This window comes from Dyadobacter sp. CY326 (assembly GCF_021390515.1).
In the GTDB taxonomy this organism is placed as follows: domain Bacteria; phylum Bacteroidota; class Bacteroidia; order Cytophagales; family Spirosomataceae; genus Dyadobacter.
In genome coordinates this window covers 292,214-316,891 of sequence record NZ_JAJUXI010000006.1, presented here as the reverse complement: position 1 = coordinate 316,891, position 24,678 = coordinate 292,214, and the positions used below count along the sequence as shown (strand labels likewise).

Here is a 24,678-nt window from a genome sequence, read left to right as displayed (position 1 = left end):
AAATTAACCCTTCTCTCCGGTTTGCCAACATCGCACCAAGGTTTTATCAGAAGCAAACCCGATCAATCATAAACGCGGCGAACCGCTTTGGCCGTAACTTCCCACACGTCCCCCGGTTTAGGAAAATCTCCATCTTTATCGCGCAATGAAATTTGTCCAATTGACCAGCGGACCAGACGCAATGTGGGGAAGCCAACTGCGGCCGTCATGCGCCTGACCTGGCGATTTTTCCCCTCTCCAATGGTGATAGACACCCAGGAAACAGGAATATTTTGCCGAAAGCGAATTGGCGGATTACGCTCAGGAAGTGCAGGCTCATCAATGGGTGAAACCTTTGCCGGATGTGTTAAATGCTTTTTTCCACTGATCGAAATTTGCACACCTTCACTAAGTTTTTGGCATGCTTCTTCGTTAATGATTCCCTCAACCTGGGCATAATAGATTTTTGAATGCTTGTTTTTTGGATCTAAGACTTTGGTTTTGAGAAAATTATCATTGGTAAGAAGCAAAAGTCCTTCACTATCAGCATCAAGCCTTCCTACGGGATAAATGTCTTTGGAAAATTCAAAATTAAGATCCGCAAGCGTCGGGTGGTCCCCTTCACGCGTAAATTGTGAAAGCATTCCGAAAGGCTTGTAAATGAAGAAGTAACGAAACAAGTTGATTGATTTTAAACTAGCAGCACTGGCTTATTTTAGAAGCGCAGCAGGATTCAGAGAAAAGCCTGGCAGAACGTCCTCGCCGGAGAGTGTCACATTCAATGTGTCATGAACAAAAACGGACTTATCTGCGCGGTAAATGTGGATTTTATTGTCAAACCGGTCGATCAGCCAGCCAAGCTGTGTGCCATTGTCTATGAATTCTCTCATTTTATCCTGCAGATAACCCAGCCCGTCGGACTTGGAACGGATTTCGATTACGAAATCAGGGCAAACATGGCCAAAAGTTTCTTGCTGATCTTCGGAAAGTGCATCCCATTTCTCGCTTATCACGAATGAAACATCCGGTGATCTAACTGCGCCATTAGGAAGTGTGAAACCTGCTGACGAATCGAAAACCTCGCCTAATTGATTTTCTTTGTTCCAGATTACCAACTCTGCTGTAACTTTAGAATTGAATCCTCCTGTAAATAATCCCGTTGGAGACATAAGTATAATATTTCCTTGCGAGTCCCTTTCGAACTCTAGTGTGTCATTCATTTGGCAAAACTGGAAGAACTCCTCTTCACTCATCAGGTCCCCCATCTTCATTGTTACCGGCATTGGCATATCCATAACGCTTTTGTTTGAATCTCGCTTTAATCAAAAATACGAAATTTATGAATCGGTCCGTGAATATGGCGATTCAATTTCTAACCACACCGGACAATGATCCGAATGGACGGCGTCATTTATTTGCCGGCTAGAAACGATGCGATCTTTGATGGTGTCGGCTACGGAAATGTAGTCGATGCGCCAGCCTTTATTGTTTCCGCGTGCGCCGGCGCGATAAGTCCACCAGGAATATTCTCTTAACTCAGGATTTTTAAAACGAAATGCATCCGTGTAACCATTGCCAAACCACTTGGTCATCCATTCTCTCTCCTCAGGCAAAAAACCCGACATCTTTTTGTTCCGGACCGGATCGTGAATGTCAATTTCAGTGTGCGCAATGTTATAGTCTCCACAAATAATCAAGTTGGGACGCTCTTTTCTCAATTCATTAACCCAATCAAAAAAATCACTTAAAAACTGGATTTTGACTCCCTGGCGGATTTCTCCGCTCGTGCCTGACGGGAAATAGCAATTCAGCACAGTTATGTCGCCGAAATCCGCCCGCAAGATTCGCCCTTCTGCATCGTAAGCTGGAATCTCGCAACCTGCGGAAACCTTGTCGGGTTTGATTTTGGAAAACATGGCCACGCCGCTGTAACCTTTCTTTTCCGCAGCATGCCAGCCTATTAATTCGAAACCCAAAGCTTCCAAACCGGAAAAATCCACAACATCAGGCGTTGCTTTCACTTCCTGAAAACACAAAACATCAACCGGAATCGTCTGTAACCATTCGACCAGCCCATTGCGTATGGCAGCCCGGATGCCATTCAGATTGTATGTTAGGATTCGCATTGCTTAAAGAGCTGGATTTTTGTTATTTGATAGAAAGACGCTTCGCCCGGTGAAGGAAGATTTCCAATTTCCCAAAACATCCTTTTTCAGCATCCAAACCTCAAATAAACCAGCCGGAAGCTTCGAGCGATAAAGCGAATATTGATAATTGGAGCCATAATAAGCATGCGTTTTCAAGAAATCTGACGGAGCATTGGGAACAGGCAATGCGGGCAGCAGAAGCGTATGCTTATCAGATGCGAGCACAAAATAAATTGGATTTTCCCTTTTAACATCCTGAGCCTCAAACCGCAAAAACTTGGATGGAATGTTATTCACATCATTTATATAAGTGACTTTAACATTCATTTTTCCAGAAAAACGGTCCGACTTGCTGCCTGTCTGCGTAAGCAAACTTTGGTAAGGCGGCAATGCTTTGTATTGGTCAAAATCAACAAGATTGTTTCTCCTTAACGTGTCGATCAGATTACGCATTCGGGTCGGGTGGTTCCAAAAAGGAATGTCGCCGAAGTTATCTCCTGTGGTAAGAAATGTTTTGTGATTTTCCCAATAAAAACTGTCAATAACAAGGTCTTCATGGAACTTACGGATGCTGGCAAGGGACAAATAATAGCTTACAAAATGAAGCGCCAGAAAGCTGAATAATGCCAAAATCGCCAAAATGCGTCTGACGTGTTTGAAGTTTTTGGCCAAAATAATTACACAAACGTAAACCGTTGCCAGCAACGCCACGCCAAAAATCATGTAACGCCTAGAAAAAATATTCCCGCCATACATAATGTAAGTGCTTATCGGCCTGCTGATTACAAACATAGCGCCGGTGCCCAATGCAAACATCATTGCACCCCACAAAAACCAATCACTCCATACTGGCTTCCGCTTTACAAAAAGCTTCAAAACCCAAACGCAGAAAACAACGCTAATGGCTGCGCCTAGCAAAACACAAGCAACCAGGTCAGGGTAAAACGCGGGATAAAGCGGGTGTAATGTGTCCATATACAACACATTCCCCCAAAAAGCAAAGACGAAAATGAGATTGAATATCGGATGTGGCCAAACTGAGCCAGTGTGTGATGGAATGACCTGATAATCGTACAGGAAGTAAAAAATAAGGACGACTGCTGCTATTGCGAGCCACAAAAACAACAATTTGAAACGCTTTTGCAATGCCAATATCAGCACACCAATGATCCAGACCAAAATGCCGCTGCCACTTGTGAATGTGGTCAGTAAAGCTGCAACTATTCCTAAAACATTGCCTTTCTGATCATTCCGCCCCATTCCATAGGCGGTGAGGAAGGCGAAGAAAATAAGCGGTGTGTTCTGAATTGCGGCAATGCCCCAAATCGCGTTTTCAAAATAAACGAGATTGAAAAGCACATATGGGACCGGAATGAAATAATACCAGGAAATCTGCTCCTTTTTGAATGACAGGAACAGCAAATAACAAATGCCCAGCATAAATAAATTGCCGAGCAAGATCTGGGTTTTGATATTTACAGTCCCCGTAAAGAAATACATGATCAGCATCACAGTCCGCTCAAAGCCAAAGCGATGCTGATTAACCTGTTCAAACAGGACTTCGATCTTGGCCGTAAAACCGTCGGCAATGTGGAAATTGTGGATCGTTTCGAGCAGATTGAAATCGTCCGTGAATGGGATGTTCAGCGTGTACGATTCCAGAATGAGATAAAAATAGACAACCGGGATCAGGATCAATGCAATCCCCGACAATTTTCTCAGAACAATCAGTTTTCCCGAAAACCATGTTATGCCAAAGATGCATAACACAATGAGAATGAGACTGAAATATTTAAAAAGATAAGGGTTGTCTACAAGTATCTTCAAAACAATGCTTTTTAGTTTGAATTAGCGTGACCCGGTCAACGTGACCCGGTCAACGTGACCCCGTCACCATTTTACTTGTGATTTCCTTTTCGAAAGTGATGTAGCCTGGATAATTAACTTGCTTTCCTGCCAGGTCAAGCGTTGGTTTGATTTTCACCATGAATTTTGCAGGCTTTGCATCAGACCGGCCTGTAAGTGCCAAAACCATATTGACAAATTCATCACGCGTTTTATCATTGGAAAGCAACTGATATGCATTGGTATTCAAACGCACAGGCACACGCGTGGGCGAAGTTCCTGGCAACACTTCGATCAATTGACTCAGAAAACCGCTGAAAATCTCATTATTAGTCAGCAAAACCTTGTATTCCAATTGGTTAATAGCGGCTCTCTTCTTGGTCGGATTCGTAATGTCAATGTTAACCCGAAGATCCAACGGCACGTTTTTTCTCAAAAGTCCCATTGCAAGTCCAGGATATTTGGCCAGATCAAAATCGCTGAAACTGCGTAGATTTTTAAATTCACGAATGTCAATTCCGGCAAGATAAACACTGTCAACGGACGCAATGTCATATTTACAATCCCCGAAGGTTTTCGCATCGGCAACTTGGCGCCCAACACCGCAGCTCGACAGCGCTCCGGCTATAATCATGATCACAACGATCCAAATGTTCTTTTTCATTCTAAAATTATTTTTCGCAAGTTAAACAGTAGGTATCACAACGCATGCACCGCTCCCCGATTATTCCTTTACAGCTATATTTTTTTGCACGCATTGGGCCAAGCGTCTACATTTGCAAACATTAAAGGAAAAACAAACGACAATTATGGCGAGCTGGTATTTAGGGAAAATTCGGTATCAAAAAGAGGACGAGGCAGGAAGTCTGAAGACAATTAATGAGGTTTATTTGGTTGACGCCGTTTCTTATACTGAGTCTGAGGCAAGACTTTACAAACAAATTGTAACGGGAGCCAGTGATTTTAGTGTGACCAGCATTACGCGCATGCGCCTTGCGGATCTTTTTGCATTCGAAGAAGGTGAACAGTGGTTTAAGGCAAAAGTCATCTATTTTTCGGTGGACGAAAAAAGTGGCAAGGAAAAGAAAATCGTGAATTACATGCTTGTAAATGCTGACGGCATTCAGCAGGCATTGGACAGGATCAACGAAAGCATGCGCAACTTCCTGATTCCATACGAAACAACGGACATTACATTGACGCCAATTCTCGATGTGTTTCCATACACCGCGGAGGAAGATGAGCAGGAAATTCCGGCTAATATGCGGCCACTTTCGGAGGTTAAGGCTGAACGTGCAGAAGCTGAGGCCGTTACTGAATAAAAACATTGCCGGCCTTTTCCAGGGCCGGCTATATTTTTATTCTGTTTTAAACTCAGGATATGTCTTCGTCTGCACTGTTTGGGGATCTTTCCCAAAGCTTTTCAGTTTCAAAATGGTGTCCTTTGAATTAATTTCACTGATCAGCTGATTCGGTTCCAGGACATGCATGAAGTCAAAAGAAACGGGCATGGCAACCGCACTTTCTACAAACTCCAAACCATAAAGCGGATAAACGCTGAATGGTGTCTTAGTCAGCCAAACCTTGTCTTTACTTTCAGAAGTGGCATAACTCACGTCATATTCTGAACTTTCAAAACCGAACTCATCGCGCTTATTGCCAGTCGGCGCCCAGTATGTGGCAAAATCTTCTTTCGCCTGCGCTTTTGTATCCGGCCCGGGCTTCAATGCGCCCACAGCTTCTACAATTTTGATTTTTTTGCCATTGTCATCTGATCCGCAGAAAATGTACTTTCCGTCCGGAAAGCCGATTACAAAATCAAAATCTTTGCCGCCTTTGCCGAAACTGCTTTCCTTTTTAAAGCACATTCCACCGCTAACCGGGTCGAGATAAATGGTGATGGTGCCTTTCGTCTGCTCAGCCTTATTTTCGTAATCAAAAACCATTGAATGGCTGAAATAATATTGGCCTTGCGCCGGCCTCCATTGGGCAGCACGCTGTTTATCCGCCTGAATTTTCTTGGTGGCTTGTGCGAATAATGGTGCATTTACCGACAGAATGGAAAGCGTTATCAGAAATTGAATGAAGTGTTTTTTCATATCGAATTGGTTAAATCGGGTGCAATCTAGAAATAGCGTTTTAAAAAACCACGCCGTGCCAATTAAAAGGAACATTGTAAATTGCGGCGCATTTATACTTTCGCATGAATTTTATCTTTGAGAAAAAGACGATCCTTTTGCAAGACGGACGTCGCGCCTATTTTTCATCAGACTATCATCTTGGCGTTCCTTCCGCACCACAAAGCCGTGAGCGTGAAAAGCTTATCGTAAGCTGGCTCAATGCAATTGAACACGACGCGCAGGTTATTTTTCTGGTCGGTGATATTTTCGATTTTTGGTTTGAATACAATCGGGCGATTCCGAAAGGCTTTGTGCGGCTGCTGGGAAAGCTAGCTGAGCTTTCGGACAAGGGAATTGAGATAATAATTTTTACAGGAAACCACGATATGTGGATGTCCGGCTATTTGACGGACGAGATCGGAGCGCCTATTTTCCGCAATCCGGTGAGCTTCACATTCAATTCCAGTCAGGGATCAAAAACAATGCTGATCGGCCATGGCGACGGATTAGGGCCAGGAGACAGCACTTACAAGTTTCTGAAAAAAGTTTTTGAGAACCCTTTTTTTCAATCTGTTTTCCGGATTGTCCACCCCGATGTAGGCATGTGGATTGCGCAGGAATGGTCTAAAAGAAGCCGCATTGCTAATGTAAACAAAGGCGAAGAGCGGTTTATGGGTGAAGATCACGAATGGTTGCTGCAATATTGCCGCGAAGTGGAGCACGCGCAGCATCATGATTATTATGTTTTCGGCCACCGTCACCTTGTGCTGGATCTACCCGTCAATGCAGGAGCGCGTTACATTAATCTGGGTGAATGGGTCACGCAGCAGCATTATGCCGCATTTGACGGACAAAATATTACACTACAAAAGTTTACGAGAGGCGGACGTTAATTGCCGTTTTTCTTGATCTCATTATCCGGCATCGGCGGAATGAAATCCTGTTTCGTGATATTTTCACGCGGCGCCGCATTGAGGTCTTTTCTCCAATCTTTTTGTTTCAAATCCCCTTTCTTAACGGACTTGATAAAATTGGCCCAGGCAAATGGGTTAAGAAAAGGAAATGTGGTTGCAAAACCCTTATTAGCTGCTGACTCGCGTCCAAAAAGCAGCTGATCCATCGAATAACGATAATTGGTCTGTGCGTTATTGGGCACCTGTGCAGCCATTCTGTTAATGTAATCCGGGTCTGTGCTTCTTGCCAAAGCATCGCGATCTGCCTGATCAGGCAACTTCAATTCTAAGAATGCTTTTTTAAACTCCTCTTCGGTCGAATAAGGATAAATAGTTACGCCTGAAAGCGTTACAACATCTTCTCTTAACGCAACGATCGCGGAGTAAATGTCTGAATTGTAGCCTCTTGGAATGACGTGATATTGTTTTTTGAAACCAACATAACCGAAAACAATGCTATCACCTGGAAAAACCTTGATTGTAAAAGAACCATCGCTTCTGGATAATGTTCCGCGTCCAGCATTGACAATGAAAATCGTAGCGCCGGGCAGAATTTCCGTAGTCTTTCCGCCAACAACCATTCCTGAAAAAACAATCGCACTTTGTTCACCTTGGGCAAATGTGTCGCGGGCGCCAGTAACAGCTGCAAGCATCAATAAAAATATAAAAAGACTCCGTATCATTCGTTCCGAATTGTTATTCCAAATCAATGTTAAACCAAATGCATTTGTAAAATCAAACCAAAAATATTTACTCCTGATTTACAAACGACCTATTTTCCAGGGCATTGCCCTTTTTGCCGACTAATGCCGACAGCTCAGGAAAAGAGCTTTAAAAAAGTAACGATAAACGGAGCGGAAAGAAGCAAACCGTCAAACCGGTCTAAAAATCCACCGTGACCCGGAATACTGCTTCCAGAGTCTTTGATGGCAATGCTCCGTTTGAAAAGCGACTCCACGAGATCCCCATAAGTGCCTACAACCACGATAATCGCTCCAATGCAATACCATTTCCAGGGTTCGAAGGTACGGAAATAATAACCGAGCACAAACGCGATGAATGCTGCAAAGACTGCGCTCCCTATGGCGCCTTCCCACGATTTTTTGGGTGAAATGCGTTCAAAAAGCTTTCGTTTGCCAAATTTTGTCCCGGCAAAATAGCCGCCAATGTCCGAAGCCCAGAGCAGCAACAAACTCCCCAGCACGATTTCATAATTGTAGTTTCCCCCGCGCGTGGCCATCACAATGATCAATGCGAAAGGAAGCGCCACGTAAATGATCCCCAAAAACGTAAATCCAATGTTGGTAAATGGTTTCAGGTCATTCTTTTTATAAAGCTTGATGAAAAATATCATGGACAGCAGCGGACTGATAATGAAATAATTTTCGAACGGAACAAAGTTCTGTTCTATCAGATACGCAAGTAACATCATGACTGTGCCACAGAATGTTCCATAATATGTCAGCGGCTGATTTCCATCCAGACCCAGGAGCTTGTAAAATTCAAGCTGGGTGAGTGAACTTATGGTGCAGAAAAGTATGAGGAAAGTCACTTCACTGTAAAGAATGCAACTAATGATCACAAAAACCCCCGCCAATGCGGTGACAGTTCTTTGCTGTAAATTACTCAGATTCTTTAAGCGCTGATTCATTCGTTATTATTGTTTGGGCCTTGGAAAGGTCACTTGCCAGGACATGCACCTCGTACGCCCCGAAAACCGGATAATTGCTGTCTTTCTTATCAATAATGACGGCTGCAATCCCGTTTTGCTCTAATATTTCACGGGCAATTTCTGCACGGATAATTTGTCCGCTCTGAAATGCCTTAGCCCAATTCTCAGCCATACTCTTTTTTTGAATTATAAAATTAAAACTCGTTGTCCGTCAACACAGCGTGACGCTTCGTTTCTCCTGCTTTCCAAATAGAAAATAACATGCCCGATGTAACCAGCAAAGAAGAAAGCACCAGCATTACCGGCATCGATTTCGTTTCTTCAATATCGATATTGACAACGCCAATGTTGTTCAAATACATCATAACAAGCACAAAACCATTGTTTACAAAGTGTGCGAGAATGGCAACCCATAAATTTCCGGTCCAGTAATACAAATAACCGAATAATGCGCCAAGCAGCATGCGGGGAAGGAAACCATAAAATTGAAAATGGATCGCGCTAAAAATGGCTGCGGCGACCCAAATCCCAAGATGGTAATTTTGCCATGCGCTAACAAGTTTTCGCTGTATAATTCCTCTAAAAAGCACTTCTTCACCCAATGCTGGCAGCAAAACGACGATTAGCAATGCAATGAGGAGCTGGCTGAATTGTTTATAGTTGGTCATGAAAGCCGTCATGACAGAAAGCTGATCCTCTTTGTCGCGCATCCACAATTCCAATGCAGAAAATGCTTCGGGAAGCTTCATGGCAGCGTTCCATTCGATGAATTTGCTATTGACGGGAATGGAAACCAAAACAAGCAAAACAGCTAGAAGCCAGATCCTAAACGCTGGTTTTTCGCGAAAATCAAATTCGCTGATCGATTTGCGTTCAACGTAAATCCAGAAAATCAGCGAAGGCAATAAATAGGAAAAGAAATGGACGGTCCCTTGAAGCAACATTAACGCATACCAGCCGTTTTTCACACCGACAGGATTGGTAATGAGCTGATTCAGGATTGTTGTAATGTTATCGGGATCGATTTTCATGTAGAGTGCAATCAACATCACCGCCAGAATATTGCCCACCGCCATGCCGATTAGCACAAAGCCGATCAAAACCAATAAACTGCCCCATAAGCCTGGCACTCGGGAAACAACCTGAATCGGGTTACTATTTTGCATAATTGGTGTAAATTTACAGTTAATTATGAATTTAAAAATAAGATTACGGGGCCTCCCTTAATGAAATGGTAAAAATAGGAAACATAACGCTGGGCGATTTCCCGCTCCTTTTGGCACCCATGGAAGACGTGAGCGATCCTCCGTTTAGAGCGGTTTGCAAGGAGAATGGGGCAGATTTGATGTACACCGAATTTGTGTCGTCGGAAGGCCTTATCCGTGATGCGGCGAAAAGCGTGCAGAAGCTTGATATATTTGAATACGAGCGTCCTGTGGGCATTCAGCTTTTTGGCAGCGATGTGGAAACGATGGGATCTTGCGCCGAAATTGCTTCCCGCGTAAATCCCGATTTGATTGATATAAATTATGGTTGCCCGGTAAAAAATGTAGCTTGCCGTGGTGCAGGAGCTGCATTGTTGCAAGATGTCCCGAAAATGGTGCGTATGACTGAGGCAGTAATCAAGTCGACACATTTGCCGGTTACGGTTAAAACGCGGTTGGGCTGGGATGAAAGCACAAAGAATGTGCAGGAGGTTGCAGAGCGTTTGCAGGATATTGGCATTCAAGCGCTTTCTGTACATGGCCGCACGCGCGTGCAGATGTACAAAGGCTCGGCCGACTGGACATTGATCTCTAAAATCAAGGACAACCCGCGCATAACCATTCCAATCTTCGGAAACGGCGATGTAGATTCTCCCGAAAAAGCAGTGGAATATAAAAACAGGTTTGGCGTTGACGGCATCATGATCGGCCGTGCGACAATTGGCAATCCCTGGATATTTAATGAGATCAAACATTTTGTAAAAACGGGTGAAAAACTGGCGCCACCGACCATGGAACAGCGCGTGGCCGTTTGCCGAAAACATTTGGAGTTTTCAATTCGCTGGAAAGGCCCGGTGGCTGGGGTTTTTGAAATGCGCAGACATTACACCAATTATTTCAAAGGGTTAGACCACTTCAAACCATTCAGAATGCGGCTTGTTGAAGGAATGACTTTCGAGGAGCTGGACGGAATTTTGCAGGAGGTAATTCACGAATACAGCGAAGCCATATGCTAAAAGTAACTGTCTCCGCCAATCCCGCGATCGAGAATGCTGACGATGCCGCCAGCGATCAGTTTTTGATTACAAAAGAGAAAGGTCATTGGTCCATTGGCGGACAGCTTTTTGAGGGCGATATTGTGCCTGTCGCGAAGAATCACTTTCACGCCATTTGGCAAAATAAATCTTACAACATTGAATTGCTGGATTATAACGCAGCTGAAAAGACATTCCATTTGCTGATTAACGGCCAGCACTTTTATACCAAAGCAAAAGACGAGCTCGACTTGCTTCTGGAAGGAATGGGCCTCCAAAATAGCAGCAGCACCAAAATCAATAACGTAAAAGCACCTATGCCCGGACTGATCCAGTCCGTTGCTGTATCGGAAGGCGATACGATCAGCAAGGGCGACAATCTGCTCGTGCTGGTTGCCATGAAAATGGAAAATACGATCAAATCATCCGGAAACGGAATAGTTAAAACATTGAAAGTCTCCGCAGGACAAATCGTTGAAAAAAATCAGGTATTGTTGGAGTTTCAATAAATTACTTGTTAATCTTAACTTCCTACGCTTATTTTTACGGCCGAAAACACCTACATCACAATCATGCCCGAACCAAAATATAAACGTTTACTACTGAAACTCAGCGGAGAAGCACTTAACGGCGGCGACAAAGGCCAGGTTATCGATTTCAATATTCTTGACAATTACGCAAGAGAAATCAAAAGAATTGCCGAAGTAGGCGTTCAAATTGCAATCGTCATTGGTGGTGGAAATATATTTCGGGGTGCATCGGTGGAAAAGTCGGGGATTGACCGTGTGCAGGGCGATCATATGGGCATGTTGGCAACGGTTATCAACGGCATGGCGATTCAAAGCTCTCTTGAAAAACATGGCATGAACACACGCCTGATGTCTGCGATCAAAATGGAACAGGTTTGTGAGCCTTTGATCCGCCGCAGGGCAATTCGTCACCTGGAAAAAGGACGCGTTGTGATCTTCGGTGCCGGAACAGGAAACCCATATTTTACAACAGATACAACAGCCGGACTTCGTGCCATTGAGTCCGAATCGGAGGTGGTTTTGAAAGGAACCCGCGTTGACGGCGTTTACACAGCCGATCCGGAAAAAGATCCGCTGGCAATAAAATACACGCAATTGACATTTGACGAAGCTTTGTCTAAAAACCTGAAAATCATGGATTTGACGGCTTTCACACTTTGCAAAGAGAATAATGTGCCGATCATTGTTTTCGATATGAACAAGCCGGGCAACCTGTTTGACCTTGTTATGGGTGAAAAAGTTGGCACTTTGATATCTAACTAGCAGTAATACAATATCTTACTACAAACTAATGGAAGAAATAGAATTATATCTGGATGATGCCAAAGACACCATGGAGGGCGCCATCAAACACCTTATCATTGAGTTAGGTAAAATACGTGCTGGAAAAGCATCACCGCAAATGCTCGAAGGCCTTCAGATTGATTATTACGGCTCGATGACGCCTTTGCAGAACGTGGCAACAATTAACACGCCCGACGCAAGGACTATCGCAATCAGACCATTTGAAAAAAAGATCATTAACGAGATTGAAAAGGCGATCCGCAATGGTAATCTGGGTTTTGCGCCTTCCAATGATGGCGAAATGATCCGCATTTCGGTTCCGCCATTGAACGAGGAACGCAGACGGGAGCTCGTTAAGCGTGCTAAAAATGAAATTGAAACCGCAAAGATCAACATTCGCAACATTCGTCAGGATGCTAATAATTCTCTGCGTAAATTAACAAAAGAAGGCGTTGCTGAGGACTTAATCAAACTAAGCGAAGATCGCGTTCAGAAACTGACTGACGGCTTTATCTCGAAAGTGGAGCAGGTTTTCAATGCGAAGGAAAAAGAAATTATGGAGGTTTAGCATTTGCCAAAACTTCAATGTTATGCAATAAAAAATCCCGCAAAGCGGGATTTTTTATTGATATGCTATTTTGTTTCACTGAAACTTTCGAAGCCTCTGTGGTTTGACTCTTCGTACAACCTTTCTTTTGGCAAGTTGCGGAAGTAATCGTAAGTGATCCGAAGGCCTTCTTCACGCGAAACTTTCGGCTCCCAGCCTAATATTTCTCTCGCCAATGTAATGTCCGGCTGACGCTGTTTTGGATCGTCTTGTGGAAGTGGCTGATAAATTACTTTCTGATCTGTTCCTGTCAATTTGATAATTTCTTCGGCAAACTCACCAATGGTGATTTCAGAAGGGTTACCAATGTTAACCGGCAAAGCATAATCGCTCATTAATAAGCGGTAAATTCCTTCAACCAGGTCATCAACATAACAAAACGCACGTGTCTGCGAACCGTCACCGAATACGGTAATGTCTTCACCTCTAAGCGCTTGTCCAATGAATGCTGGCAACACACGTCCATCATTGAGGCGCATTCTGGGACCGTAAGTGTTAAAGATCCTTACAATGCGCGTTTCCAGTTCGTGATAACGGTGGTAAGCCATTGTAATCGCTTCCTGGTAACGTTTTGCTTCATCATAGCAACCGCGCGGCCCGATCGGGTTCACGTGGCCCCAGTAATCTTCCGTTTGCGGATGCACCAATGGATCACCATAAACCTCAGATGTAGAAGCAATTATAAAACGTGCTTTTTTCACGCGGGCAAGGCCAAGCAAATTGTGCGTTCCCATTGCGCCCACTTTCAGCGTCTGAATAGGGATTTTCAAATAATCAATCGGGCTTGCAGGCGATGCAAAGTGCATGATATAATCCAGGTCACCAGGCACATGGACGAATTTCGTCACATCGTGGTGATTGAATTCAAAGTTGGGATCAGGCATCAAATGCTCGATGTTCCGCATATCGCCAGTAATCAGGTTGTCCATCCCGATCACGTACATGCCTTCTTTCAGAAAACGCTCGCAAAGGTGGGAACCCAAAAAGCCCGCTGCTCCGGTTATTAATACACGTTTCATTTAAAAATGAGATAGTTTATATGTTAGTATTTGGCTTCCTCAGGCTGGAATCACTTTTTCTCTTCCAATGCTGTAATAGGTGTAACCCATTTCACGCATTTGTTCCAGTTCATAGAGGTTTCTTCCGTCAAAAACTACTTTGTTTTTAAGCAGCTTACCCATTTTTTCAAATTCAGGCGTGCGGAACTGAGGCCATTCCGTGAAGATCATTAAAGCATCGGCGTCGTCCAAAGCTGCATAAGGCGTGTGGCAGAAAGTAACTTTATCTCCCAAAATTCCTTTCACATTGTTCATTGCTTCCGGATCATAAACCGTAACGCGCGCACCTGCTTCAAGCAATGCATTGATATTTTCCAAAGCCGGTGCTTCGCGAATATCATCTGTATAAGGTTTGAAAGCCAAGCCCCAGACTGCAATGGTTTTATCTTTCAAACTTCCGCCAAAATAGTTATCAACCATCGGCAAAAGCTTTTTCTTCTGATCATCATTCACATCCATAACAGATTGCAGGATGCGGAAATCGTAGTCGTAATCTTTTGAAGTTTTCGCAAGCGCCTGAACGTCTTTTGGAAAACAGCTTCCACCGTAACCAATTCCAGCGAATAGGAAGCGTTTTCCTATGCGGCTGTCCGTTCCTATTCCGCGACGAATGTCATCCACATTAGCGCCTACTTTTTCACAAAGGTTGGCGATCTCGTTCATGAAGGTAATTTTCATGGCAAGGAATGAATTGGCAGCATATTTGGTCATTTCAGCAGAACGCTCGTCCATGAAAATAACCGGATTCCCTTGTCTCACCAACGGAGCATACAATTTCTCCATCGCTTTCTTTGCCTTTTCAGACGAAGTTCCAACCACAACGCGGTCAGGCTTCATGAAGTCTTCAACGGCAACACCTTCTCTTAAAAATTCAGGGTTTGAAACAACGTCGAATTCAACTTTGGCATTGGCTGCAATGGCTGCATGCACCTTTTCGGCGGTTCCAACAGGCACTGTGCTTTTATCGATGATCACCGCGTATTTATCAAGAATATGACCCAAATCATCGGCCACTTTCAGGATATACTTCAAATCCGCAGATCCGTCTTCTCCCGGAGGCGTAGGAAGTGCAAGGAATATTACCTCAGCATCTTTGATGCCTTCTGCGAGATTCGTTGTAAATAACAACCTTCCCTCAGCAACGTTACGATCAAAAAGAACGTCCAGCCCTGGTTCATAAATTGGGATCTCCCCTTTTTGCAAACGTTCGACTTTTTTAACATCAATGTCAACGCAGATTACCTGGTTGCCCGTTTCGGCAAAACATGTTCCGGTAACCAAACCAACGTAACCTGTTCCTACAACTGCAATTTTCATAAAAATGTGATAATTATTATATAGCTGTTACGACACTTATTAATTAACCTCAAAATATTGTATTAAACCAAGTCTAAAAAAGTCGGCTCAATGCAAAAGTAATTTTTTTAAGTGAATCTTCACCGCATGATATAGGATTTGTTCGTTTACGGATGGGGAAAAGTTTCCAATTCTTGCTAACATTGAGCAACATAAATATAATCATCAACAAATATGAATTCCGTAAATCACGATATAATTGAAAGTCAGCGGGAACAAACGTGTAACATGATACGTGAAACCGTCAGCGACTTTGCAGCAATCCATATCCGACCCTACATCAGGACGTGGGATGAGGCGCAACATTTTCCTAAAACCCTGTTTCACAGCATGGGAGAATTGGGCTTAATGGGCATGATTGTGCCCGAGGAATATGGCGGTTCAGGATTAGGATATAAAGAATATGTCACTGCCATCATAGCGCTTTCCAAAACCGACCCTTCTATTGGCTTGTCCATCGCTGCGCACAATTCGTTATGTACGAATCACATTCTGATGTTCGGCAATGAAAGTCAGAAACGGACTTATCTTCCCAAGCTTGCTTCGGGCCAGCACGTGGGCGCATGGGGCCTTACCGAACCAAATACAGGTTCAGATGCTGGCAATATGCAGACAGTTGCTGTGCGTGACGGCGACGACTGGATAATCAATGGCACTAAGAATTTTATCACCAATGGAAAAACCGGCGACGTTGCCGTAATCATTACCCGAACCGGCGAGCCGGGCGACAAGCACGGGGCCACCGCATTCATCATTGAACAAGGAACCGCAGGATTTGCATCAGGGCGGAAAGAAGATAAGCTGGGCATGCGTGCTTCCGAGACGGTTGAATTGATTTTTCAGGATTGCCGCATCTCTGACAGTCAGCGCCTTGGTGAAATTGGCGATGGTTTTGTGCAGTCATTAAAAGTGCTGGACGGAGGCCGAATTTCCATTGCAGCATTGGGTGTTGGCACTGCACTCGGTGCGTATGAAGCTGCGCTTGCTTACTCGAAAGAACGCAGGCAATTTGGCAAGCGCATCTGTGATTTTCAGGCGATTGCATTCAAGCTGGCAGACATGTACACGGACGTTCAGGCTTCAACTTTACTCACTTTTCATGCCGCTGCATTGAAGGACGCCGGACAAAAAGTGTCCCTAGCGAGCTCCGTTGCCAAATATCACGCTTCCGAAACCGCAGTAAGAGTTGCGAACGAAGCAGTTCAGATCTTTGGCGGATATGGTTTTGTAAAGGACTATCCGGCCGAAAAATTTTACCGAGACAGCAAACTTTGCACCATTGGAGAAGGAACCAGCGAAATTCAAAAATTGGTTATTTCAAAAGAAATCTTGAAAGAATAATATTCTTTCGACCATCCATCCCAGTCTTAAACCGACGAGCAAGTTTCCACCTTACCGACCTTGATTCGAATAGGAAGGGAGTCCTGTTATGGTTATTTTCGCAATAGACCATAACCTGACTCAATATGACTCCACTGGTAATATTATTAGTTCTCGTCGTTTTTACGATTCTGATGACCGTCAAGGTGATCCCGCAGCAAACCGCGTATATCATGGAGCGGCTTGGCAAATTTTACGCAGTCCTTCAACCCGGCATCAACTTCATCATTCCCTTTTTTGACCGCATTGCCTACAAATACACACTCAAAGAAACGGCCATTGACATTCCAGAACAGATATGCATTACGCGCGATAACGTGCAGGTGCGGATGGACGGCGTTATTTTCATACAGGTTATTGATCCAAAAAAAGCTGCATATGGCATCGCCGACTACACATTTGCTGTCATTCAGCTTGCACAGACGACCATGCGAAGCGAAATCGGAAAATTGGATCTTGACAAAACATTTGAAGAACGCATGACCATTAACCGCGCAGTGGTGGAATCCATTGACGAAGCTGCGACGGGCTGGGGCGTTAAAGTTTTGCGTTACGAGATCAAAAATATTACTCCGCCGCAAAGCGTTTTGATCGCTATGGAAAAACAAATGCAGGCGGAACGTGAAAGAAGGGCTGTAATCCTGCAATCGGACGGTGAAAAGCAGGCAGCTATCAATGTCGCAGAAGGTCAGAAACAGAAAGTGGTTTTAGAATCAGAAGGTCTGAGATTAAGGCAAATCAATGAAGCCGAGGGAGAGGCGGCGGCCTTGCGTTCTGTGGCAGAAGCAACGGCAGATAGTATCAAACTGGTGGCTCAGGCCATTCAAATGGAGGGCGGTGTTGAGGCGGTCCAGCTCAAAGTCGCCGAGAATTATGTGGAACAATTTGGCAAGTTAGCCAAAGCTGGAAACACATTAATCATTCCCGCTAACCTAGCTGACGTGGGCTCGCTGATAGCCACTGCACTTACTGTTGTTAAATCCGAACCGAAAAAATAGCATGGATTTATCATTGCCTCAAATATGGCTTATCGTCGGCCTGATCATGCTGATTGCGGAGTTGGTTAGTGTTTTACTCGTCTTCGTATTCTTTGCAATTGGCGCTTTGTTCACTTCATTATTGGCGGCGCTCGGGCTGCTTACGAGCACCGAAAGTCAGATCATTGCATTTTCCGTGATTTCACTCGTGGCAATGCTCGTTTTACGGAAGCACGCACGACGCCTGCTCGACCGCAAAGGCGCTTCGGAATACAACGAGTTTGTCGGCGAGACCGCCATGGTGATCAAGGACATTCCGGCCGAGGGCGAAGGCAAGATTTATTACCGCGGCGCCGAATGGAAGGCAAATTCAGTCAATCACACATTAATAGCGGCTGGAAGCAAGGTTGTTATCAAGAAAGCAGACGGCATCCTTTTGATCGTAGAAGAATCCTGAATTTTGACATAAAAAGACGCTGCAACATTGAAGGAAACCTTACAATATTGCAGCGTCTTTTGTTATTCAGATCCTTATTTTTTCAATGCTTCCTCAACCGGATTGCCAATGTTTCCGCTGGCAGGCAAAATGTGCAGCAGTGAAGCAATCGTAGACGCAATGTCCGAAACCGAAGTCCGGCGCAATGTTTCTCCCTTGTTAATCCCCCACCCAAACATTACAAATGGAACATGCGTGTCATAATTGTAAGGCGTGCCGTGCGAGGTTCCCGTCGATGCACCATATAACCAGCCTGGCTCGGTGATAATCTGGATATCGCCGCTACGCTTGACATTCACATTGTTTTTAAATTGTTCCAGTTGGTAACTGTTCAAAGGCGCTTTCCCGAGATCGGTCAGGTTCAGCACATCGGCGATGCCGGGCACTTTTAACAATGATTCACGAACGACTTCTGTTGCGGCAGCAACAGTGATTTTCTTTTTTTGCAAAAGGGCGTGATCAAAATAAAGCTGGTTATTTTCCCTGCTAAGCACATATTTATCCTTTCCAAAAGCATCTTCCAATGCTTTATCAGTCGCCGCGTCTACCACCCGACGATCCAACAGACCGGACGGAAGCTTGTTAGCAGCCGCAAAGCCCGGCACATCTACAACGCCATGATCCGCAGTCAGGAAAACAGTGTATTCCCCTTTTCCCACCCATCCGTCCAGGAAATTAAAAAGCTCCGCAAATTCTCTGTCTAGTTTCAAAAAGTCATCCTGCTGTTCCACCGCGTTAGGTCCTACCCGGTGGCCGATCCGGTCTGGTGAAGAAAAACTGATGGCCAAAAAGTCCGTGTCCTTACCTTTGCCCAAGTTTTCACCTTTGATCGCTTCAATCGCCATTTCCTTTGTAATCGTGTTTCCCCAGGGCGTGTCGGTTACAACACCAAATGCATCACCAGCTAAACCAGCCAGCTCATAAGGAAAAACAGGTCGCTTAGCGCCCGGAAGCTTGCCCTCCCAATTCACATCATCCGCTGAACTTTGCGTGTAAGCGTCCGCAGAAAGCAGTAATTGCCATCCTTTTTTCAAATATTCTGAAGGCATTTTCTTGGCATTGTAATCGTTCACCCACTGCGGCAGATCCTCCATATAATAAGTGCTCGTAACCCAGTTTCCCGTTTTGGAATCAAACCAATATGAAGCATTCGCCGTGTGACCAGCCGGCAAAATTGATCCCCTGTCCTTAATGGCAATGCCAATCGTCTTGTTACGGAAGTTGGTTGCAATGCGAAGCTGATCCGTAACTGTGCTGGTGAGCAGGTTTTTTGGAGACATTTTCCCAACCGTCGGATTATTGCTTCCTACCGTTGCCACCGTGCTGTCCTCCACGCAATAAACGCCCTGTTTCGTGATTGGATCAAACCATTCATTGCCAACAATTCCATTGATCGCGGGAACGGAACCCGTGTAAGCAGAAGCGTGGCCAGCTGCGGTGACAGTTAATGCGTAGTTATAATGGTTGTTTCTACAATTGAAACCCTCATTCATCATGCGTTTGAAGCCGCCTTCTGTATACTGGTCGTAATAGCGATATAAATAGTCGTAACGCATCTGGTCAACAACGATCCCAACCACAAGTTTGGGACGTGCCAGAGCGCTGGGTTTGGAAGCAAGCTTTTTGTTTGTTTGGGCAAATGCCGAAACGGAAAGCAAAACAAAGAACGCCTTTAAGCAAATTTTTCTCACGGTTCAGGTTTATGGTTTGATAAAAAAACCTTGCAGATAAATCGTCTGCAAGGCGTAAAATGCTAGATTATTTTTTCAACGCTTCTTCAACTGCATTGCCCACATTCCCGCTCGGAGGCAAAATGTGAAGCAATGAAGCAATCGTGGGCGCAATGTCGGCAATGGTGGTGCGGCGCAATGTCTCTCCCTTATTTACACCCCACCCATAAAGCAAAAATGGAACGTGCGTGTCATAATTGTAAGGCGTGCCATGATCGGTTCCGGTGGCGTAAGATGCTGCAAACCAACCAGGTTGCACAACCAGCTGAATGTCGCCGCTACGCTTTGCGTTGATGTTGTTTTTATACATTTCCAATTGATATGTATTCAAAGGCGCGCGACCAATGTCCGTGAGATTAAGCACATCCGCAACGCCTTCTACGGGCAGCAAAGCCGTGCGCAACACTTCGTAAACTTGCGAAACGGTCACTTTCTTTTCCTTCAAAAGCTTTTTGTTCAGATAAAGCTGATAGTTTTCAAAAGCCGAAATGTATTCTCCTTCCCCATATGCATCATTCAAAGCTTTCACGACCGTGCGCGTAAGTGCAGTCGGGCTCATCAGGCCAGCAGGCAATTTATGGTCTTTCCAAAAAGCGGGCACATCCATTGCGCCATGATCTGCTGTCAGAAAAACGGTGTAATTTCCTTTGCCGGTCCATGTGTCCAGGAAGTTGAACAAATCGGCAAACTCCATGTCCAGTTTCAAATAATTATCTTCTTGCTCAACGGAGTTTGGGCCAAATGCATGGCCAATGCGATCGGGCGTGGAAAAGCTTACAGCCAGGAAGTCCGTGTCAGTGCCTTTGCCCAAATTTTCACCTTTAATCGCCGCAATGGCCATATCCTTGGTCATTGTGTTTCCCCAGGGCGAAGTCGTGATCACCGTATAAGCGTCGCCAGCGGTTCCAATGAGCTCATGCGGAAAAACGGATTTGGCTTCACCTGAAATTTTCCCCTCCCAAATCACATCATCCGGCGTGCTTTGTGTGTATTCGGCAACGGGCAACAATGTTTTCCAGCCCATTTTGGAATATTCAGAAGGCATTTTTCGGTTATTGTAGGCCGTAACCCAGTCAGGCAGATCATTCCTGTAATAAGTGCTCGTCACGAAATTGCCTGTTTTTGCATCAAACCAATAAGCACCGTTTGCAGCGTGGCCGGCTGGAAGAATTGAAGCACGATCCTTGATGGCAACGCCAATGGTTTTTGAGCGGAAATTGGTTGCAATGCGCAATTGGTCGGTAACCGTGCTCGTCAGCAAATTCCTGGGCGACATTTTACCAACCGCTCCATTGTTACTTCCAACCGTCGCAACCGTGCTGTCGTCTGTGTAATAAACCGTTTTACCAACCTGACTGTCATACCAATCATTTCCAATAATCCCGTTCATCGCAGGCAGTGAACCTGTATAAATCGCCGAATGCCCTGCCGCCGTCACCGTTAATGCATAATGATAATGGTTATTTCGGCAGTTGAACCCTTCATTCATCAATCGTTTCAGGCCACCTTCTTTGTATTTGTCGTAATAGCGATACAAATAATCATAGCGCATTTGGTCCACCACAATTCCCACAACAAGCTTAGGACGTGCTAGTTTGCCCGGACTGGCTGCTGTTTTTGTTTTTGACTGACTAAAAACGGCTGGGCTGATTATGAGTCCCGCAATCAGGAATTTGAGGAACACGTTTGTTACCAATTTCATTTGGATGGCTATTGAAGGGATTATGTTTTCCTTGTATTTGAGGCAAAGATAAAAATGTACTGCTTTAAAAGAGAAAACCGGTCGCAATTTGCCACCGGTTTCACTGTTCCTTAACATTGAAAATTTATTTCTTTTCGCTTCCGCCCAGTGGCGCAGGCGCCGCCGCCGCCGGGGCACCTTTTTTGGCTTTTGCAAAGTCGCCTGCTTTGATGATAACAAGCTTATTATAATCAATGTGCTTGTTAAAAGCAGCCTTAATCTGCTCCGGCGTCAGGGATTCCACTTTTTTCTCAAAATCTGCATCCCATTGCATTGTCCGGTTCAGGTAAAGGTTGCTTGTCAAAGTGTTGGTCAGCGATGCGTCCTGCGACCGTCCCACTTGTCTCGACTGCAAATAACCCGATTTGGCGGCTTTCAACTCTTCTGCCGTAAATCCCTCTTTCATTGTTTTTTCAATCTCCTCCTTGAATGCAGCTTCCAGCTTTTCCGCATTTTGAGGCGCATAAATGGCGTAAGACATGAACGTTCCGTTTTTATCCAACGGACTTGCAGAGAATTGCGATCCGACGCCATAGCTTAATCCTTCCTTTTGGCGAATTCTGGTTGCCAAACGTGAGTTTAGGAAGCCGCCGCCTAACAGATAATTGCCGATCACCAAGGCTGGATAATCTGGATCTGTGTCCTGCAAAGGCATGTTTAATCCCGCCACGAACATTGCATTGGCCTTATCCGGCGTTTCCAGCATTTTGCTTTCCGGCTTTACAGCCACATATGGTGAGGCAATTCTCGTAAACGGTTTCGCACTCTTCCAGCCGCCGAATTCATCATTGATAATCTTCTGGATCACTGCTTTATCAAAGTCGCCCACAACCGTTGCAGATGCATTATTGGCACCATAAAAATCCTTGTGAAACTGCCTGATCTGATCAATGGTGGTCGCTTTAATGTTTTCCACATCTTCATCAAAAGTGCCCACGTAGCGAATGTCGCTCTTCGGATATGGCGTTACGATGCGGCGATATTGGTTGAATGCAATGGCTTGCGGTTCACTACGTTGCGATTCAATGCCAGCCAGTTCCTCTTGTTTCAGTTTTTCAAATTCCGTTTCATCAAATGCAGGCGTTTTCAAAGTTTCCGCAACGAGTTTCATCACCGCAGGAAGATTTTCTTTTGTTGTTTCAATGCTCGCACCGGCCTGATTAGCAGCACCAAAGAAGCTCACCCGCGCTTTCAGCTTATCGAGCTCGTCTTTCAACTGCTGCCTCGTGCGCGTTTTCGTTCCTTTATCCAACATGGAACCGGTCAGGTCCGAGATCGTGGCCTTGTTCATCAAGCTTTTTTCGTCTCCATAACGCAATGTAATGCGGGCTGCGACCACATTTCCCCTTGTCGTTTTCGGGAGCAATGCAGTCTCAATTGTGTTGGGCTTTTCAGTTCTCGTCGTGCGCGATTCAACATTCAATGGTGACGGATCAAATGCCTCACCTTCTGCCACAACGGCTTCTCCTTTATAGTTTTTTACCAATTCGGCTACATTAGGCGCTTCCGGAATTTCGGCTCTCACCGGATTCGATTCCGGCACGAATGTTCCCAATGTTCTGTTGGACGGCTTTAAATAATATTGTGCAACGCGAAAGACATCTTCCGGCGATACTTTGCGAATGTTGTCCCGGAAAAGGAAAGCCAGCCGCCAGTCCCCTGTCGCAATGGCTTCGCTTATGCTTAACCCAACGCGCTCGGAATTTCTGAATTCAAGATCCCAGTTTTTCAGAATGGTCGTTTTAGCGCGTTCAATGTCTTCAACAGATGGCTTCAATAATGCAGAAGAATCGAGCGTTGCGGTGAATGCTTTTTTTGCTTCGTCCAATGATTTTTCTTTCAAAACTTCGGCCCCGAAAAGCACGAAACCTGGATCATACAATTGGAAACTAGCACCGAATTCGGAAGAAGCTTTTTTCGTGTTTACCAGATTTTTATAAAGCCGGCTGTTTGGCTCTGCCGTCAAAAGCTCCGTTAACACTTCCATTGCCGGATAATCTGCGTGTGAGCCTGGCATAATGTGATAAGCCGCCATGATCATTTGCACATCGCCCGTTCTTTTCAATTCCACAAAACGCTCGCCGTCCTGCGTTGGCTCGGATGTGTAAGATTTGGGTAAAACACGTTCCGGCTTCGCTATTTTGCCAAAATAATCATTGATCAGCGCGAGCGTTTTTGCTTCGTCTATTTTTCCGGCAACGGTCAAAACAGCATTGTCCGGCTGATAATATTTTTTATAAAATGCCTGTAAATTGTCAATGGGCACTTTTTCAATGTCAGACCGGTTCCCAATGGTCGATTTTCCATAATTATGCCAAAGGAAAGAACCAGAAATTACACGCTCCATCAAAACCCGAAAAGGGCTATTTTCACCTGATTCAAATTCATTTCGAACGACGCTGAATTCGCTGTCCAGATCTTTTTTCGCAATAAAAGAATTGATCATCCGATCCGATTCCAAGTCCAGCGCCCATTTCAGATTTTCTTCTGTCGCCGAGAATGTTTCAAAATAATTGGTGCGGTCATACCAGGTTGTTCCGTTGGGTCTGGCGCCGTGTTCTGTTAGTTCCTGCGGAATGTTCGGGTGCTTGGGCGTGCCTTTGAACACCATATGTTCCAGCAAATGCGCCATCCCTGTCTCGCCATAACCTTCGTGACGTGAGCCTACGAGATAAGTCACATTCACCGTCACCGTGGGCTTAGAAGGGTCCGGAAACATGAGCACTTTCAAGCCATTTTCGAGATTATACTCGGTGATTCCTTCAACCGATGTAACCTTTTTAATGCCTTTGGGTAAATCTTGCGAAAACGCGGGAGCCGCAAGAAAGGAGGACAACAACACTCCATAAATGGCTTTGCTCCTGAATGCATTTTTTCTTTTAAATTTCATGACCATAGCGATATCGATAAGATGAGATTTACAATGCATGAAAATAGCTGAGAATATCGCATTTAGCAATGACTTACGGATAAATGGCAAAATAAAATCTTGCAACAAATGGCACCCGTTTTGCTGTATGGGCTTTTAGTTGCCCGACATATTTTTGTAGCCAGTAGGAATTCTG

At 44.8% G+C, this 24,678-nt stretch carries 24 protein-coding genes; 9 read left to right on the top strand and 15 right to left on the bottom strand.

All coding sequences use genetic code 11. From position 1 onward, the window contains the following. Positions 1-62: 62 nt before the first annotated feature. Genes LZG73_RS14165 through LZG73_RS14145 form a run of 5 tightly spaced genes read right to left on the bottom strand, consistent with a single transcriptional unit; the run spans position 63 to position 4,635 of the window. Positions 63-659 carry a pseudouridine synthase gene (locus LZG73_RS14165; protein WP_233850677.1) on the bottom strand — a complete coding sequence of 199 codons (597 nt, stop codon included), beginning with the start codon at positions 657-659 and terminating at the stop codon, positions 63-65. 30 nt (positions 660-689) lie between these two features. Continuing rightward, complete coding sequence (locus tag LZG73_RS14160) at positions 690-1,274, bottom strand: Uma2 family endonuclease (protein WP_233850675.1); 585 nt, start codon at positions 1,272-1,274, stop codon at positions 690-692. A 42-nt stretch (positions 1,275-1,316) separates the two neighbouring features. Continuing rightward, entirely contained in the window at positions 1,317-2,105 is a 789-nt protein-coding gene (locus tag LZG73_RS14155; RefSeq protein ID WP_233850673.1) for an exodeoxyribonuclease III, read from the bottom strand. 3 nt (positions 2,106-2,108) lie between these two features. Then, entirely contained in the window at positions 2,109-3,953 is a 1,845-nt protein-coding gene (locus LZG73_RS14150) for a hypothetical protein (protein ID WP_233850666.1), read from the bottom strand. Between the two features lie 49 nt (positions 3,954-4,002). Beyond that, positions 4,003-4,635 (bottom strand): hypothetical protein, encoded by a 633-nt coding sequence (locus LZG73_RS14145; protein WP_233850664.1) that lies wholly within the window; start codon positions 4,633-4,635, stop codon positions 4,003-4,005. A 112-nt stretch (positions 4,636-4,747) separates the two neighbouring features. Here LZG73_RS14145 and LZG73_RS14140 point away from each other — a divergent pair, with 112 nt between their 5' ends. Further along, positions 4,748-5,293 (top strand): DUF4494 domain-containing protein, encoded by a 546-nt coding sequence (locus LZG73_RS14140; RefSeq protein WP_310588438.1) that lies wholly within the window; start codon positions 4,748-4,750, stop codon positions 5,291-5,293. 36 nt (positions 5,294-5,329) lie between these two features. Here the strand turns inward: LZG73_RS14140 and LZG73_RS14135 are convergent, their stop codons facing one another. After that, positions 5,330-6,070, bottom strand: coding sequence for a hypothetical protein (locus LZG73_RS14135; RefSeq protein ID WP_233850662.1), 741 nt, complete (start codon positions 6,068-6,070; stop codon positions 5,330-5,332). A gap of 104 nt (positions 6,071-6,174) precedes the next feature. On the opposite strand from LZG73_RS14135, the gene LZG73_RS14130 reads away from it, so the two are divergent. Then, complete coding sequence (locus tag LZG73_RS14130) at positions 6,175-6,984, top strand: UDP-2,3-diacylglucosamine diphosphatase (RefSeq protein ID WP_233850660.1); 810 nt, start codon at positions 6,175-6,177, stop codon at positions 6,982-6,984. Here LZG73_RS14130 and LZG73_RS14125 read toward each other — a convergent pair. The 4 genes from LZG73_RS14125 to LZG73_RS14110 form a co-directional block, all read right to left on the bottom strand. Further along, entirely contained in the window at positions 6,981-7,697 is a 717-nt protein-coding gene (locus LZG73_RS14125) for a carboxypeptidase-like regulatory domain-containing protein (protein WP_233850658.1), read from the bottom strand. The genes LZG73_RS14130 and LZG73_RS14125 overlap by 4 nt on opposite strands. Before the next feature lie 164 nt (positions 7,698-7,861). After that, the gene (locus tag LZG73_RS14120) at positions 7,862-8,695 is read right to left on the bottom strand and encodes a phosphatidate cytidylyltransferase (RefSeq protein ID WP_233850656.1); all 834 of its coding nucleotides are present in this window, start codon (positions 8,693-8,695) and stop codon (positions 7,862-7,864) included. Further along, complete coding sequence (locus LZG73_RS14115; RefSeq protein WP_233850654.1) at positions 8,667-8,888, bottom strand: DUF2007 domain-containing protein; 222 nt, start codon at positions 8,886-8,888, stop codon at positions 8,667-8,669. The genes LZG73_RS14120 and LZG73_RS14115 overlap by 29 nt, the downstream gene beginning before the upstream one ends. A gap of 22 nt (positions 8,889-8,910) precedes the next feature. Beyond that, positions 8,911-9,882, bottom strand: coding sequence for a CPBP family intramembrane glutamic endopeptidase (locus LZG73_RS14110; RefSeq protein ID WP_233850652.1), 972 nt, complete (start codon positions 9,880-9,882; stop codon positions 8,911-8,913). A 65-nt stretch (positions 9,883-9,947) separates the two neighbouring features. Between LZG73_RS14110 and dusB the strand changes: the two genes are divergently transcribed. From dusB to frr, 4 genes are all read left to right on the top strand, one after another. Then, on the top strand, positions 9,948-10,937 hold the full coding sequence (dusB, locus tag LZG73_RS14105; protein ID WP_233850650.1) for a tRNA dihydrouridine synthase DusB: 990 nt from the start codon (positions 9,948-9,950) through the stop codon (positions 10,935-10,937). Continuing rightward, positions 10,931-11,464, top strand: coding sequence for an acetyl-CoA carboxylase biotin carboxyl carrier protein subunit (locus tag LZG73_RS14100; RefSeq protein WP_233850648.1), 534 nt, complete (start codon positions 10,931-10,933; stop codon positions 11,462-11,464). The genes dusB and LZG73_RS14100 overlap by 7 nt, the downstream gene beginning before the upstream one ends. Positions 11,465-11,527: 63 nt before the next feature. Continuing rightward, on the top strand, positions 11,528-12,247 hold the full coding sequence (gene pyrH, locus LZG73_RS14095; protein WP_233850646.1) for a UMP kinase: 720 nt from the start codon (positions 11,528-11,530) through the stop codon (positions 12,245-12,247). Between the two features lie 28 nt (positions 12,248-12,275). Continuing rightward, positions 12,276-12,836, top strand: coding sequence for a ribosome recycling factor (gene frr, locus LZG73_RS14090; protein WP_233850644.1), 561 nt, complete (start codon positions 12,276-12,278; stop codon positions 12,834-12,836). A gap of 65 nt (positions 12,837-12,901) precedes the next feature. Here the strand turns inward: frr and LZG73_RS14085 are convergent, their stop codons facing one another. After that, the gene (locus tag LZG73_RS14085; protein WP_233850642.1) at positions 12,902-13,894 is read right to left on the bottom strand and encodes a UDP-glucuronic acid decarboxylase family protein; all 993 of its coding nucleotides are present in this window, start codon (positions 13,892-13,894) and stop codon (positions 12,902-12,904) included. 39 nt (positions 13,895-13,933) lie between these two features. Then, positions 13,934-15,250, bottom strand: a complete 1,317-nt coding sequence (locus LZG73_RS14080) for a UDP-glucose/GDP-mannose dehydrogenase family protein (RefSeq protein WP_233850640.1) — start codon at positions 15,248-15,250, stop codon at positions 13,934-13,936. 267 nt (positions 15,251-15,517) lie between these two features. Between LZG73_RS14080 and LZG73_RS14075 the strand changes: the two genes are divergently transcribed. The 3 genes from LZG73_RS14075 (at position 15,518) to LZG73_RS14065 (ending at position 18,103) form a co-directional block, all read left to right on the top strand. Then, positions 15,518-16,630 carry an acyl-CoA dehydrogenase family protein gene (locus tag LZG73_RS14075; RefSeq protein ID WP_409014339.1) on the top strand — a complete coding sequence of 371 codons (1,113 nt, stop codon included), beginning with the start codon at positions 15,518-15,520 and terminating at the stop codon, positions 16,628-16,630. Positions 16,631-16,755: 125 nt separating this feature from the next. Beyond that, positions 16,756-17,667, top strand: coding sequence for an SPFH domain-containing protein (locus tag LZG73_RS14070; RefSeq protein ID WP_233850630.1), 912 nt, complete (start codon positions 16,756-16,758; stop codon positions 17,665-17,667). 1 nt (position 17,668) lies between these two features. After that, a complete protein-coding gene (locus LZG73_RS14065) occupies positions 17,669-18,103 on the top strand; it encodes an NfeD family protein (protein ID WP_233850628.1) in 435 nt (144 codons plus the stop codon). A 74-nt stretch (positions 18,104-18,177) separates the two neighbouring features. Here the strand turns inward: LZG73_RS14065 and pafA (LZG73_RS14060) are convergent, their stop codons facing one another. From pafA (LZG73_RS14060) to LZG73_RS14050, 3 genes are all read right to left on the bottom strand, one after another. Continuing rightward, positions 18,178-19,833 carry an alkaline phosphatase PafA gene (pafA, locus tag LZG73_RS14060; protein ID WP_310588437.1) on the bottom strand — a complete coding sequence of 552 codons (1,656 nt, stop codon included), beginning with the start codon at positions 19,831-19,833 and terminating at the stop codon, positions 18,178-18,180. 67 nt (positions 19,834-19,900) lie between these two features. Next, complete coding sequence (gene pafA, locus LZG73_RS14055) at positions 19,901-21,574, bottom strand: alkaline phosphatase PafA (RefSeq protein WP_233850618.1); 1,674 nt, start codon at positions 21,572-21,574, stop codon at positions 19,901-19,903. A gap of 124 nt (positions 21,575-21,698) precedes the next feature. Beyond that, on the bottom strand, positions 21,699-24,509 hold the full coding sequence (locus tag LZG73_RS14050) for a pitrilysin family protein (protein ID WP_233850607.1): 2,811 nt from the start codon (positions 24,507-24,509) through the stop codon (positions 21,699-21,701). Positions 24,510-24,678: the final 169 nt, after the last annotated feature.

What these genes read in the sequence shown, in the direction of transcription:
- LZG73_RS14075 (WP_409014339.1), top strand. Translation starts at nt 15,518, where the DNA reads ATGATACGTGAAACCGTCAGCGACTTTGCAGCAATCCATATCCGACCC.
- LZG73_RS14115 (WP_233850654.1), bottom strand. Translation starts at nt 8,888, where the DNA reads ATGGCTGAGAATTGGGCTAAGGCATTTCAGAGCGGACAAATTATCCGT.
- LZG73_RS14050 (WP_233850607.1), bottom strand. Translation starts at nt 24,509, where the DNA reads ATGGTCATGAAATTTAAAAGAAAAAATGCATTCAGGAGCAAAGCCATT.
- frr (WP_233850644.1), top strand. Translation starts at nt 12,276, where the DNA reads ATGGAAGAAATAGAATTATATCTGGATGATGCCAAAGACACCATGGAG.
- LZG73_RS14125 (WP_233850658.1), bottom strand. Translation starts at nt 7,697, where the DNA reads ATGCTTGCAGCTGTTACTGGCGCCCGCGACACATTTGCCCAAGGTGAA.
- LZG73_RS14120 (WP_233850656.1), bottom strand. Translation starts at nt 8,695, where the DNA reads ATGAATCAGCGCTTAAAGAATCTGAGTAATTTACAGCAAAGAACTGTC.
- LZG73_RS14100 (WP_233850648.1), top strand. Translation starts at nt 10,931, where the DNA reads ATGCTAAAAGTAACTGTCTCCGCCAATCCCGCGATCGAGAATGCTGAC.
- LZG73_RS14110 (WP_233850652.1), bottom strand. Translation starts at nt 9,882, where the DNA reads ATGCAAAATAGTAACCCGATTCAGGTTGTTTCCCGAGTGCCAGGCTTA.
- LZG73_RS14080 (WP_233850640.1), bottom strand. Translation starts at nt 15,250, where the DNA reads ATGAAAATTGCAGTTGTAGGAACAGGTTACGTTGGTTTGGTTACCGGA.
- LZG73_RS14160 (WP_233850675.1), bottom strand. Translation starts at nt 1,274, where the DNA reads ATGGATATGCCAATGCCGGTAACAATGAAGATGGGGGACCTGATGAGT.
- LZG73_RS14130 (WP_233850660.1), top strand. Translation starts at nt 6,175, where the DNA reads ATGAATTTTATCTTTGAGAAAAAGACGATCCTTTTGCAAGACGGACGT.
- LZG73_RS14135 (WP_233850662.1), bottom strand. Translation starts at nt 6,070, where the DNA reads ATGAAAAAACACTTCATTCAATTTCTGATAACGCTTTCCATTCTGTCG.
- LZG73_RS14145 (WP_233850664.1), bottom strand. Translation starts at nt 4,635, where the DNA reads ATGAAAAAGAACATTTGGATCGTTGTGATCATGATTATAGCCGGAGCG.
- pyrH (WP_233850646.1), top strand. Translation starts at nt 11,528, where the DNA reads ATGCCCGAACCAAAATATAAACGTTTACTACTGAAACTCAGCGGAGAA.
- dusB (WP_233850650.1), top strand. Translation starts at nt 9,948, where the DNA reads ATGGTAAAAATAGGAAACATAACGCTGGGCGATTTCCCGCTCCTTTTG.
- LZG73_RS14085 (WP_233850642.1), bottom strand. Translation starts at nt 13,894, where the DNA reads ATGAAACGTGTATTAATAACCGGAGCAGCGGGCTTTTTGGGTTCCCAC.
- LZG73_RS14070 (WP_233850630.1), top strand. Translation starts at nt 16,756, where the DNA reads ATGACTCCACTGGTAATATTATTAGTTCTCGTCGTTTTTACGATTCTG.
- LZG73_RS14065 (WP_233850628.1), top strand. Translation starts at nt 17,669, where the DNA reads ATGGATTTATCATTGCCTCAAATATGGCTTATCGTCGGCCTGATCATG.
- pafA (WP_233850618.1), bottom strand. Translation starts at nt 21,574, where the DNA reads ATGAAATTGGTAACAAACGTGTTCCTCAAATTCCTGATTGCGGGACTC.
- LZG73_RS14155 (WP_233850673.1), bottom strand. Translation starts at nt 2,105, where the DNA reads ATGCGAATCCTAACATACAATCTGAATGGCATCCGGGCTGCCATACGC.